This is a genomic window from Nitrosophilus kaiyonis, from assembly GCF_027943725.1.
Taxonomy (GTDB): Bacteria; Campylobacterota; Campylobacteria; order Campylobacterales; family Nitratiruptoraceae; genus Nitrosophilus_A; species Nitrosophilus_A kaiyonis.
Map to the genome: position 1 here is coordinate 1,114,135 of NZ_AP025696.1, position 12,763 is coordinate 1,126,897.

The following is a 12,763-nucleotide window of genomic DNA, read 5'->3' on the forward strand; positions in this document are numbered from 1 at the left end:
ATGCTATATGAAAATTTGATAGCAAATACCATTGAACAACTAATAAATTACTCTTATTATTATCCATTATTTATGGCATATATTTGGATGGTAGGATCAATTTACTACCTATTTCATTGGGAAAGAAAAAATAGTAATACTCCAGAATTAAAAGAGTATCCTTTAGTTAGTATTTTAGTTCCCTGTTACAATGAAGAAAAACATATAAAAGAGACTATCGAATATCTATTAGAGACAAATTATCCCAATTTTGAGATTATTGCAGTAAATGATGGAAGTAAAGATAAAACCGGAGAAATATTAAAAGATTTAGAAGAAAAATATAGTGAATTAAGAGTTATAGAATTTGAAACAAATCAGGGTAAAGCAATGGGTTTAAATTGTGCTGCAATGGTTTCAAAAGGAGAATATCTTGTTTGTATAGATGGAGATACAATTTTAGACCCTGATGCAATTCACTGGATGATACATCATTTTCTAACAGGCCCTAGAGTAGGTGCTGTAACAGGAAATCCAAGAATTAGAAATAGATCAACTCTTCTTGGAAAGATTCAGATAGGCGAGTTTTCAGCAATAGTAGGAATGATTAAAAGAGCTCAAAGAATATATGGAAGAATTTTTACTGTTTCAGGTGTTATAGCTGCATTTAGAAAAACAGCAATCCATCAAGTTGGGTATTGGCATACAGATATGGTAACTGAAGATATAGATATAAGCTGGAGATTAGAACTTAATCATTGGGATATTAGATTTGAGCCAAACGCACTGTGCTGGATGTTGGTTCCTGAGACAATTAAGGGACTTTGGAAACAAAGATTAAGATGGGCTCAAGGTGGAGCTGAGGTTATAAAAAAATATTTTAAATATATTTTTAATTATAAAAATAGAAGAATGTGGGGGATATATCTGGAGTATATTTTAAGTCTGATTTGGGCATATTCAGCAGTTATTACAATAATTTTATGGTTTTTAGGATATTTTATAACTTTACCTAAAAATATCCAAGTCCCAACACTAATACCTTCGGTTTATGGAACATTTTTAGGAATAACATTTTTATTACAATTTGCTTTGAGTCTCATAATTGATTCAAAATATGAAAAAGGGATTGCAAGATATTATTATTGGATTATATGGTATCCATTTGTATTTTGGATAATAAATGTATTTACAACATCAGTAGGCTTTATAAAAGCAATATTTAAGAAAAAAGGCAAAAGAGCAGTTTGGGAAAGTCCAGATAGAGGTATAGGAGTATAAAATGTTAGATTTAAAAAAAATTATTATAGAAAAGCCAGAAGCTATTGATAAAACGGTATCATTAAGAGATAAAATAATAACATTTATTTTCTGGGGGGCTTTAATTTATATTTTTAGACCTCTTTTTGCTTTAATATTATGGATTTTATTTGGAATGCATATTTTTAATCCAGAAGTTTTTAATATTGAGCTATATGATGAAATAAGCAGATTTTTAGTAAAAAATAGTTTTACTATTTTTGTATTTGCAGTAATTTTTATAACATGGGCAGTTTATAATAAGATTATGTATGGGAAATTACGCAGAAGAAAATTTGTACCAAAAGTAACAGATAAAGAGATTGCAGAGTTTTTTAAAGTAGATATTGAAAAATTAAAAAAATGGAAAGAATTAAAATATATAAAATTTAAAATTATTGAAAAAAATAATAATTTTGAAATTAGTGATAGCCTTTAGATTTTTTTAACATTTCAATTCCTAAAAGAGGCTTTCTTGTAAGATCAGGAAAATATCCCTTTTTCCCTTTACCTCCTACTCCATGGCATCCTGTACAGTTTCCATTAAAAAGTGCAGCTCCTTCTTGTACCCATTCTGGATGAGATGGTTTTAGTCCTTGAAGAGTTGCCATATATGAAGCTATCTTTTCTGCTTCATTTTTTGATACATATCCGCCATCCATAGGTCCTGATGGATATTTGAAAATATCTGAGCCATTAATCATAACATCTATCACATAATTTTCAAAAAATTTTGGTGAATTATAGTCTATTTTTGAAATCTTTTTTTCTATTTTTTGATTTTTTGATTTAATTTCTATATGTTTATTTTTTTCCTGTTTAAAGATAATAGCCACTAATAAAAATATAAAAGGAATGATTAACAACAAAAGTTTTTTCATATTTTCTTCTCCTATTGATTAAATATAGTTATAAAAATAATAAATGAATTTTATATTTATTTTCTTTTTTATGCAACTTTTGTATCAAATCTTTCTAAATCTTTTTGATAAAATAATTAAAAATAGAATAAGGAGATTGTATGGCTTATATTTATATAGTTTGTCCTAATTGTTTAAGTGTTAATAAATTGCCTAAAAAAGATCATTATAATAAAGCAAAATGTGGCAAATGTGGGTTTAATCTATTAGATACACATCCTATTGAACTTGATCCTAACTCATTTGATATTCATATAAAAAGAAATGATATACCTGTAGTTGTTGATTTCTGGGCGCCTTGGTGTGGGCCTTGTCAAATGATGGCTCCAGCTTTTGAAGAAGCAGCAAAAAATTTTCCATTAAAAGCTAGATTCGCAAAAGTAAACACTGAGCAATTTCCACAACTTGCAGCAACTTATGGAATTAGAGGAATTCCAACAATGATTATTTTTAAAGATGGAGTTGAAATTGATAGAGTCTCTGGAGCATTAAATTCAGCTCAAATTACTCAATGGGTAGGGCAGTATATTTAGGTTCGAAGAGAAACTTCGAACCTATTTTATTTTTTATTTGAGTTTTGAAATATATTCAGCTACTGCATCAATATCTTCATCGCTATATGAAGCTACTTGGCCTTTCATAAGACCACCCATTCCATATACATTTCTTGAGCCAGCTTTATATCCTTTTAATGCTTCGACAACTTTTGCTTTATCCCATCCTCCAATTGGAGCTGATTTCCCAAGAGCTTTTTTCTCACCTTTTACGCCATGACATCCTGCACATTTTTTATATAAAGCTGCACCATCTGCCGCCATTAAACTAACTGCTGTTGCAGCTGCCAATCCTAATAATGCTAATTTTTTCATAATTTCCTCCTTTATTCGTGATTCGTAATTCGTTATTCGTGAATGGCAAGTATTAAGTTCTAATTTTAATACTATTGGTAAATCCTTTACCGCTTCACTGTTTATCACCTATTTCACTATGTTCCTATTCTACTTTCTAACTTAATCTATTAACTAAACATTAACAGCTTGGAACATTTCCACTATCACTTGCATATTCGTAACAAAAATCAAATAGATGTTTAACCCATTTATCTTTAATAGATTCTGGTTTTACCTTAGGACAAATTTTATGAACCTCTTCTTTAAATTTACCAGATTCATATATCTCTTCCCACTCATCTTGCGTATGTTTAGCAGCAAATTTTGCTCCAGTAAATCCACAAGCTTTCTTTAGCTTTTTTTGATAAAGCTTTTGTCCTTTTGCAACATCTGCAAATGCTGCTGTGCTAACAAAGCTAAGTCCTAACATTGTTGTAAATATTACTGCGATAACCTTTTTCATATCGTCCTCCTTATATTTTGATAAGAAATTATAAAATTAAATTGTGGAAAAATTGTGAATTATTTAATTCTTCCTATTACTTTATATTTATTCCAGTATATATCTATAGCTTTTTTTAATTCTTTATCTGAGAGTTTGCTTTTTTGTTTTATTCCAAATTTTTTCAAATACTCTTTATCCATTAAAGATTTATCTTTTGAAGGATTTCTTAAAAAATCAAAAATCGCTTTTTTTACTCTTTTTTCACTGCTGTAATGTAAAAGATAATCAAAAAAGAGTTTTTTTAAAGAAGGTCCATAAATTTTATGACAATTAACACAATTTTTTTCATATATATTAGAAAATGCAAAAGAAAATATAAATATTAATAAAAAAATTTTTTTTACCATTTTATTATTACCTCTGTTCCTTTGTTTATCTCAGAGTCTATTTCAATTTTTAAATGAAACTCATTTGCTATCATATATACAATATTTAAGCCTATTCCAAAGCCACCCTCGCTACTATTGAATCTTTGATATCTTTTGAATATATCTTTTATTTTTTCTTTAGGGATTCCGATGCCAGTATCTAAAATGGATATATAATTTTTTCTAAGAGCTATCTTTATCTTTCCACCAACTCTATTATATTTTATTGCATTTGATATGATATTGTCTATCATTTTTGATATCTTTTTCTTATCAGCCTCTAAAAAGCTATCTTGCAAATCCAAAATAAAATCAATTTTTTTTGATTGAGCTAAAATCTTAAAATATGATACTCTTTGTAAAATAAGATCTTTTAGATTGATTTTTTCAATCTTTGATTTTATTTTTTTATGCATTATAAGATATGTTAAATCTTGATATATATTTGAAATGGTTCTAGCAGCTATCTCAATACGATTTATCTTTTTTTTGAGTTTTTTATCTAAATTTTGTTTATCAATAGTTTCAATATTGGCTAAAATTGCGCTTATTGGGGTATTTAATTCATGAGTAGTATCTTTTATAAAATTATCAAGCAAAATCAAGGAGTTATGCATCGGTTTTAAAAAAAGTTTTGTAAGAAAATAGCCAATGAATCCCATAAAAACAATGAAAAAAAGACCAAAAATGAAAATGTTTTTATAAACTTTCTTTAGCCACAGTTCATTATCATCTACTTCAATTATTACATATTTTGTTCCTAAATAATATGCATCTGGCTCTTTTATAAAATGAATCTTTCTGCCAGTTTTATATATTACTTTATTTAAATTTACATTTTCATTTTCTAAAAGTGAAAATATTTTTATATAGTCTGCATCATAAATGGCAGATTTAAATCTAGAATATCTTGGATAATGAAGGTCTTCTCCCAAGCTTTGATGCATCTCTTTTAGTCTATGAATAACATCTTTTGCATATTCTGTAAGTTTTGGTCTTATTTGAGAAAACATAAGATTTTTTTGAAAATCATAATACATAAATGAGACAAGAGATAAAATTATAAGCGTTAAAAATATATATAAAGATAAAAAGTTTATCAATGTTTTTTTTTCACTTGGTAACAAATTTGTATCCATGCTTTTTTATACTAACTATTTTTTCTTTTCCAAGAATTTTTCTAAGATTTTTTATATATGTTCTTAAGGAACTATCACTTGGAGTCTCATCATAATCCCATAAATTTTCATATATGCTTTCATGAGTAAGGATTTGATTTTTATTTTTTAAAAAAAGTTTTAGAAGCTTTTTCTCTTTATTATTTAATGGGATTGTTTTGTTATCTTTTAAAAGCTCATCATTTTCAAGGTCATATTCAAAATTTTCATCAATTTTGATTTTTCTATTTTTTGTATCAAATTCTCTTTTTAATAGAGTCTCAATTCTTAATTTTAACTCTTTTAAAACAAATGGTTTTCTTATATAATCATCACATCCACTATTATATCCCTTTTCTAAATCATCAACAGAGTTTAATGAAGTTATAAAAATTGCAGGAGTTTTACTTTTTTGCCTAATTTTTTTCAAAATTTCAAAACCATTTTCGCCAGGTACCATCACATCAAGAAGTAAAATATCAAAATTTTTTTCATAAATTTTTTCGTATGCCTCATCTGAATTGTAAGCAACTTCAACAATATAGCCTTCATCTTCTAGATACTCTTTTATAGTATCGCTTAAATTTACATCATCCTCTAAAAGTAGAATATTTGCTTTTTGCATATATTACCTAACAAATAAAATTTTTGCTAATATAATATCAAAAAAGTATAGGATTTTTAATGAAATGTAAAAAGTGTAAAAGAGGTGAATTTGTATATCTTTTAGGTTTTGCTATGATGGTTATTGCATTTAATCAATTAAGTGTTGGGTGTATTGAAGTAGAAAAAAGCTCATCATATATGCTTTTTGGAGCAGGATTTTTAATAATGGCTTTGGGTGCATATTTAAAATCAAATGGATAACTATTTATCTATTTTTAATATAGATAGTACTAAAATTAAAAAAACATATTAAATGGAGGGTTTTATGATCAATAGAAATTTCAGGGGAATAATTTTATCTGCATTTATAGGCATTTTTGGGCTATTTATGTTAGGGGGATGTGCAACTGCTGGTACTACTACAACAGTTCAAACTTCAAATCAAAATGTTAACGAAATTGCAGCTTATAATGGGCCAAAAGCAAGAATAGCAGTAGCAACATTTAAGTGTAAAGCTGCAAAATGTGGCGGTCAGATTGGCTCAGGTATAAAAGATATGCTTGTTGATGCTCTTTTTAGATCAAATAGATTTATTGTTTTAGAAAGAGGAGAGGGCTTTAGTGAAGTTCAAAAAGAGCTTGAAATGGTAAGAGGAAAAGATTTCAAACAGTCTCAAGTTCCTAAAGGTGGAAATCTTGAAGGTGCTGATATTTTAGTAGTTGGTGCAATTACTGCATTTGAGCCAAATGCTGAAGGTATTGGTGGAGGAATTGGTGGTTTAGTTGGTGGTTTTTTTGGTGTTAAAGCAAAATCAAAAGAGGCTTATATAGCTGCCAATATTAGACTTATTGATGTTAGAACAGGAAGAATAATTAACTCAACAAGGGTAGAAGGAAAAGCTTCAAGCTTTAGTATAGGCGGAATTGGTGGTGGACTTATAGGTCATGTTCCATTAGCTGGTGGACTTAGTATATATAAAAATACACCAATGGAAAAAGCTGTAATGGTTATGATTGATAATGCTGTTAAAGAGATTTCAAGATTAATTCCTGAAAGCTATTATAGAGTAAAATAATCTAAGGGGCTTTGCCCCTATCTTCTTTAATATTTCTTTATTTATACTTTCATACCCTCAAAGGATAAAAAATGGCTATAACAAATGCTGATATTGCCGCAATTTTTAATAAAGTCGCTGATCTACTTGAGATTAAAGGTGAAAATCCATTTAAAGTTAGAGCATATAGAAATGCTGCAAGAACTGTTGAAAATATTGGAAAATCTTTAGTAGATCTTGTAAATGAGGGTTATGATTTAACAAAGCTACCTGGAATTGGTCACGATTTGAGTGAATATATTAAAGAGATTGTTACTACTGGAAAATTTAGTAAACTTCAAAAACTTGAAAAAGAGATACCTTCCCATTTAGTTGATATGTTATCTATTGAGGGTCTTGGACCTAAAAGAATAAAAGTACTTTATGAAACTTTACATGTAGAATCAATGGAAGATTTAAGAAGGGCAGCTGAGAGTGGAGAGATATTAAAGCTTCCAGGTTTTGGTCCAACATTAGTAGAAAAAATTTTAAAAGGTATTAGACTTGCAAAAAAAGCTGGACACAGATTTAGAATAGATGTAGCAAAAAATTATGCCCAAGATTTAGTAAATTATATAAAACAGATTGATGGAATCATTCACATAGATGTTGCTGGAAGTTATAGAAGAAGAAAGGAAACTGTTGGTGATCTTGATATTTTAGTAACTGCAAAAGATTGGGATAAGGTTACTGAGCATTTTGTTAAATATAGCGGTATTAAAGAGATTGTATCAAAAGGTCCAACAAGAAGTACAGTAATATTAAAATCTGATTTACAAGTTGATTTAAGAAGCGTACCAAATGAGAGTTATGGTGCGGCACTGCACTATTTTACAGGTTCGAAAGCTCATAATATTGCTATTAGAACAAGAGGTGTAAAGCTTGGATTGAAGATTAATGAATATGGAGTTTTTAAAGGTGAAAAAAGAGTAGGTGGTGAAAAAGAAGAGGATGTTTTTAAAAGTGTGGGTTTGCCTTATATTGAACCAGAACTTAGAGAAAATAGAGGCGAAATAGAAGCAGCTGAGGCTGGAAAACTTCCAAAACTTGTGAAATTGGATGATATTGTAGGTGATCTTCATATGCATACAAGATATACAGATGGTAAAAATTCTATTGAAGAGATGGCTGAAGCTGCGATGAAAAAAGGTTATAAATATATTGCAATAACAGATCATTCAAAAAGAGTAACAGTTGCTAAAGGTTTAGATGAAAAAAGGTTATTAGAACAGATTGAAGAGATAGATAAAATAAATGAGAAACTTAAAAATTTTACTATTTTAAAAGGAATAGAAGTTGATATTTTAGAAGATGGAAGTTTAGATTTAAGCAATGATGTATTAAAAGAGTTAGATGTTGTAGTTGGTGCAGTTCATTCAAAATTTAAACTTTCAAGAGAAAAACAGACTACAAGAGTATTAAAAGCAATGGATAATCCATATTTTAATATTTTAGCTCATCCCACAGGTAGACTTATAGGAAGTAGAGAAGGGTATGATATAGATATTGAAAAAATTTTAAATCATGCAAAAGAGAATGGTTGTTATTTAGAGATTAATGCACAGCCAGAAAGACTTGATTTAAATGATATAAATGCAAAGCTAGCAAAAGAGATGGGAATAAAAATGGCAATTTCAACAGATGCTCACAATATCTTTTCACTTGATTATATGCAGTATGGAGTATATCAAGCTAGACGTGGATGGTGCGAAAAAGAAGATATTTTAAATACACATTCACTTAAAGAGTTAAAAAAACTTCTTAAACGCTAATAACACAATTTCTACCACTTTTTTTTGCTTTATAAAGAGCGGTGTCTGCTTTTTTTATGAAATTTTCTAAACTCATATCTTTATTATATTCTGTTATTCCAAAACTTGCTGTTAATTTTTTTATTTTTGGAAAAGAGTGATTTTCAATAATTTTTTTGATTTTATTTGCAAAAATTTTTGCATCCTCTTTTTTATCTCCAACTGCGATAATTAAAAACTCTTCGCCACCCCATCTTCCAAGATGATCTATTTTTCTTATACTCTTTTTTAAAACAGATGAAAACTCTATTAATATTTTATCTCCAACAAGATGGCCATAAGTATCATTTATATTTTTAAAAAAATCTATATCAATCATTATTAAAGATAAAGGTGATGAAAATCTTTTACTTTTTTCACACTCCTCTTCAAGAATTTCTATAATTTTTCTTCTATTATATATTTTTGTTAATTGATCAGTTTCTGATAAAAGTTTTAATTTTTCATTTGTACTTTTTAATTCATCAGTCATTGCATCAATAAAATTTGCTAAAATTTTAAATATTGTAATTTGATCATATCTTTTCCCGTCAAATTTTTTTAATTTTGATTTTTTTGGTGATATGCTCTTTTTTTCAGATAATGAAAGAAGTGTTAATGTTTGATTGAGAAGCTCGTTTTCTTTAACATCTTTAAAATGAAAAAACTCACCATATGTAAAAAATCCAGATGTAGGAGCTATACTATTTAAATATTTTGTCTCTTCTTCAATAAGTTTTCCCATTAAGGCTTTTCGCGCTACACAGGAATATATAAAAATTGCTTCACTATTAAACTGTGAAACTTTTTCATAAATATCTTTTGATGATGAAAAGATGAGATTTGTATCACCAAATCCAAATTTAAAGATATCATTTTCTTTAATATCTCCAGCAAAAATCAAAGATTTTGCATTTTCATCAATACCTATGCAAGCTATTGCAATATAATTATCATGTTTTTTTATCATTATAGGAATTTCCATAGTTGCTAATGGAAAATTTAAGATCTCTTTTCCAAAATAGTGAAAATATAGATCTAAAGCAGGTTGATTATCTATTTCATATAATACATTTTTATTAGCTTTTGTTATTTTAAAACTTTTTCCAATTGGTTGCCAATTAAAACTATAATGGTTTTCTGCTTTTAATTTATCAGAATTTAAAGCACAGGCAACTGCTCCTTTTGAAGTAATATATTCATTATCAAATACATAAGTTTCTTTAAATTCTCCATTATCGCCTGCCATTCCGCCAGCTATGAGAAAATCTTTGTTTTTATTTTTAAGTTTTTTAATATATCTCTCTCCATCATGGTTTGTACCATCTAAAAAAGTTAAAATAACTTTTGTATCATCAGATACTAATCTATTTCCAATTTCTTTTCCTAGTTTTTCACTATTTTCCTCTTCTATTAGGAGTGAATTTAGTGAAACATTTTCAAATTGTGTAAAAGAGATAACTGTATGAGAATCATATACTTTTCCATTAAATATTTCACCAGCAGTAGTTGTTCCAATAACATGAGAGTTTGGAAAAAGAGTATTGAGGTTTTTTTGAAGATTTTTTATATATGCTTTATCTCTTTTTCCACAAAATACTTGAATCAATATCTTTTCAAAATTTTTATTAAATGTTTTTTGAACATTTTTAAGGTCTTTTATATTTTTATAATTAATATTAAAAACTTGCATTATTTATTATATAATAAAAATTATTAATTTAAATTTATTTCTATTTCTCTTTAAAAAACTCTTTTGCTTTTTTTGCAAAATTTTCTAGTTTTTCTTCAACTATTGCGTTAAAGCTATCTTTTGTGAACTTTCCATCCTTTTCCCTTACTCCTGCATTTAAACCTGTTAAAATCTCTATAGCTTCATCTATATTTTCTACTGAATATATGAAAAACTCTTTTTTTTCAATTTTTTCATATATTTCATCTTTTAATATTAAATGTTCAATATTTGATTTTGGAATAATAACTCCTTGGTCTTTGGTAAATCCTTTTATTTTGCATATCTCATAAAACCCTTCAATTTTTTCATTAACTCCACCAATTGCTTGGACTTCTCCTTTTTGACTAATTGAGCCTGTAATTGCAATATTTTGTTTTAATGGGATTTGAGATATAGCAGAAAGAAGAGCACAAGTTTCGGCTAAAGACGCACTATCTCCCTCTACAAATGAGTAACTTTGCTCAAAAACCAATGATGCTGAAAGAGTAAGAGGTATATCTGGAAGATACCTTCCCTTTAAAAATCCAGCAATAATCATTGTGCTTTTTGTATATATTTTTCCACCAAGTTCAGCCTCTTTTTCAATATCTATAAGTTCACCTTTGCCCATTCTTACAGTAGCTGTTATTTTTGTAGGTTTTGCAAAACTTATATCACCAAGATCTATTACACTAAGACCATTAATCTGTCCTATTTTTTCACCACTTATATCAATTTTTAATATATCTCTTCCAAACTCTTCATTTATTAACTCTTTTATTCTTGAGCTTCTATACTCTTTTTCATCTACAGCTTTTTTAATATCTATATCATCTATTATTTTTGCTTCTCTTTTTTTTGCCCAATAGTTTGCCTCTTGTATTATCTCTTGAAGTTTTTTGATTTTTAAAGAGAGTTTTTTAGAATCTTGTGCAAATCTTGAACTAACATCGATAATTTTTGCAATAGCTTTGTTTGATAAAGGCATAAGATTTTCATGTTTTGCAAAAGATGCTATATAATTTGCATAAATATTTAAAGTGTTTTTATCTTTTTCATATATCTCGTTAAAATCTGCTACTACTTTAAAAAGCTCTTTAAAATCGTTATCCAGATTATAAAGAAGATAATATATTATTCTATTTCCAATTAATATAATTTTTGTATCAAGATCAATTGGTTCTGGCTCTAATGTAAGAGTACTTATAAGACCAATCATTCTCTCTTTTGGTACAATTTTTATCTTTTTTGATAGAAGTGCTCTTTTTAATGATTCCCAAGCAAAAGGCTCAATCAATACTTTTCTTGCGTCAATTATTAAATATCCTCCATTTGCTTTATGTAAAGCTCCAGGTCTAATGAGAGTAAAATCGGTTATTAATGTTCCCATTTGAGCAATATGCTCTATTCTTCCTATAAGATTTTCATAAGTTGGATTATCTTCATAAATTACAGGAGCATTTTGTGTATTTTCATGTGAAATAAGAACGTTTACTTCATATCTTTTAAATGATGGTCTAACAAGAGTATAAAAAACAAAAGGCATAGAAACGCCGCTCTCTTCTTTAAAAAGAAAATCTTGAAGATGCTCTACAACATCTTTTTCTACATCATCAAGATATTTTTCAATCTTTTTATTATCTTTATATTTATTTTTAAGCTCTTCTATTAAATGCCCAGCAATTAAATGGGTTGTCTCTTCATTAAGTTTTTTTAATTTATTAACTGACTCTTTTCTAAAAAGAGCAAGCTCTCTTGTTATATCATTTAATCTATCATTTAAAATATCTAACTTTTTTTCAAACTCCTCTTTTATTTGAGGATCTAATGCTTGAAACTCTTCAGGTTTCATAAGTTGGCCATCACTTTTTAAAGGTACAAACATTATTCCAACAGGAGTTTTTACAACAGCTATACCCATACTTCTTGCTTCATTTTCAAGATTTTTATATAGAAATTCACTTCTGTTTTTATATTCTTCTTCTATCATCTTTTTTCTTGCATTATACTCTTCACTTTCAAATGCAGCAGGAATAGCACTTTTTAAAGTCTCAATAAGATTTTTCATATCTTTTTTAAACTCTATTCCTCGCCCTGGAGGAAGTAAAATAGATATAGGCTTATTTATTTGGGAAAAGTTATTGACGTAACATATATCATTTGGAGGATTTTTTGTTTTTGCTTTTTCATTTAGGAGCGTTTTAACAATTTCATGTTTTCCTAGGCCTCCTGGCCCCATTACAAAAATGTTATATTTATTATTATCTATTTCAGTAGCAAAATCGATTGATTTTATAGCTCTATCTTGTCCAAAAATTTCAAATTTTTTCTCTATTTCTTCAGTTGTTTTAAAATCAAAAATTTCAGGTTTGCATCTATTATCAATATCTTTTAATTCTAAAGGATTGATAGGCATATTTTCTCCTTTTTATACTTTATATA

Annotated in this window: 14 protein-coding genes; 6 read left to right on the forward strand and 8 right to left on the reverse strand. The window is 27.8% G+C overall.

The window, feature by feature from the left end; all coding sequences use genetic code 11:
* Entirely contained in the window at positions 1–1,260 is a 1,260-nt protein-coding gene (gene pgaC, locus QML81_RS05910) for a poly-beta-1,6-N-acetyl-D-glucosamine synthase (protein WP_281950496.1), read from the forward strand.
* Position 1,261: 1 nt separating this feature from the next.
* Positions 1,262–1,717, forward strand: coding sequence for a poly-beta-1,6-N-acetyl-D-glucosamine biosynthesis protein PgaD (gene pgaD / locus QML81_RS05915; protein ID WP_281950497.1), 456 nt, complete (start codon positions 1,262–1,264; stop codon positions 1,715–1,717).
* Here the strand turns inward: pgaD and QML81_RS05920 are convergent.
* Positions 1,701–2,159, reverse strand: a complete 459-nt coding sequence (locus tag QML81_RS05920; RefSeq protein ID WP_281950498.1) for a c-type cytochrome — start codon at positions 2,157–2,159, stop codon at positions 1,701–1,703. The two genes, pgaD and QML81_RS05920, sit on opposite strands and share 17 nt — an antisense overlap.
* A gap of 140 nt (positions 2,160–2,299) precedes the next feature.
* On the opposite strand from QML81_RS05920, the gene trxC reads away from it, so the two are divergent.
* Positions 2,300–2,731: a thioredoxin TrxC gene (gene trxC / locus QML81_RS05925; protein ID WP_281950499.1), complete on the forward strand. Its 432-nt coding sequence runs from the start codon at positions 2,300–2,302 to the stop codon at positions 2,729–2,731.
* Between the two features lie 33 nt (positions 2,732–2,764).
* On the opposite strand, the gene QML81_RS05930 is transcribed toward trxC, so the two are convergent.
* The 5 genes from QML81_RS05930 to QML81_RS05950 form a co-directional block, all read right to left on the reverse strand.
* Entirely contained in the window at positions 2,765–3,067 is a 303-nt protein-coding gene (locus QML81_RS05930) for a c-type cytochrome (protein WP_281950500.1), read from the reverse strand.
* A 160-nt stretch (positions 3,068–3,227) separates the two neighbouring features.
* The gene (locus tag QML81_RS05935; RefSeq protein WP_281950501.1) at positions 3,228–3,551 is read right to left on the reverse strand and encodes a cytochrome C; all 324 of its coding nucleotides are present in this window, start codon (positions 3,549–3,551) and stop codon (positions 3,228–3,230) included.
* Positions 3,552–3,610: 59 nt separating this feature from the next.
* Positions 3,611–3,940, reverse strand: coding sequence for a hypothetical protein (locus QML81_RS05940; RefSeq protein WP_281950502.1), 330 nt, complete (start codon positions 3,938–3,940; stop codon positions 3,611–3,613).
* Positions 3,934–5,088: a sensor histidine kinase gene (locus tag QML81_RS05945; RefSeq protein ID WP_281950503.1), complete on the reverse strand. Its 1,155-nt coding sequence runs from the start codon at positions 5,086–5,088 to the stop codon at positions 3,934–3,936. Before QML81_RS05945 ends, QML81_RS05940 begins: the two co-directional genes overlap by 7 nt.
* Positions 5,075–5,743: a response regulator transcription factor gene (locus tag QML81_RS05950; protein ID WP_281950504.1), complete on the reverse strand. Its 669-nt coding sequence runs from the start codon at positions 5,741–5,743 to the stop codon at positions 5,075–5,077. Before QML81_RS05950 ends, QML81_RS05945 begins: the two co-directional genes overlap by 14 nt.
* Positions 5,744–5,802: 59 nt before the next feature.
* On the opposite strand from QML81_RS05950, the gene QML81_RS05955 reads away from it, so the two are divergent.
* The 3 genes from QML81_RS05955 (at position 5,803) to polX (ending at position 8,589) form a co-directional block, all read left to right on the forward strand.
* Complete coding sequence (locus tag QML81_RS05955; RefSeq protein WP_281950505.1) at positions 5,803–5,985, forward strand: hypothetical protein; 183 nt, start codon at positions 5,803–5,805, stop codon at positions 5,983–5,985.
* A 64-nt stretch (positions 5,986–6,049) separates the two neighbouring features.
* Entirely contained in the window at positions 6,050–6,799 is a 750-nt protein-coding gene (locus tag QML81_RS05960) for a CsgG/HfaB family protein (protein ID WP_281950506.1), read from the forward strand.
* A gap of 71 nt (positions 6,800–6,870) precedes the next feature.
* Positions 6,871–8,589 carry a DNA polymerase/3'-5' exonuclease PolX gene (polX, locus tag QML81_RS05965; RefSeq protein WP_281950507.1) on the forward strand — a complete coding sequence of 573 codons (1,719 nt, stop codon included), beginning with the start codon at positions 6,871–6,873 and terminating at the stop codon, positions 8,587–8,589.
* Here the strand turns inward: polX and QML81_RS05970 are convergent.
* Both QML81_RS05970 and QML81_RS05975 read right to left on the reverse strand, forming a co-directional pair.
* Complete coding sequence (locus QML81_RS05970; RefSeq protein ID WP_281950508.1) at positions 8,579–10,300, reverse strand: sensor domain-containing diguanylate cyclase; 1,722 nt, start codon at positions 10,298–10,300, stop codon at positions 8,579–8,581. The two genes, polX and QML81_RS05970, sit on opposite strands and share 11 nt — an antisense overlap.
* Positions 10,301–10,340: 40 nt before the next feature.
* Positions 10,341–12,737: a Lon protease family protein gene (locus tag QML81_RS05975; RefSeq protein WP_281950509.1), complete on the reverse strand. Its 2,397-nt coding sequence runs from the start codon at positions 12,735–12,737 to the stop codon at positions 10,341–10,343.
* Positions 12,738–12,763: the final 26 nt, after the last annotated feature.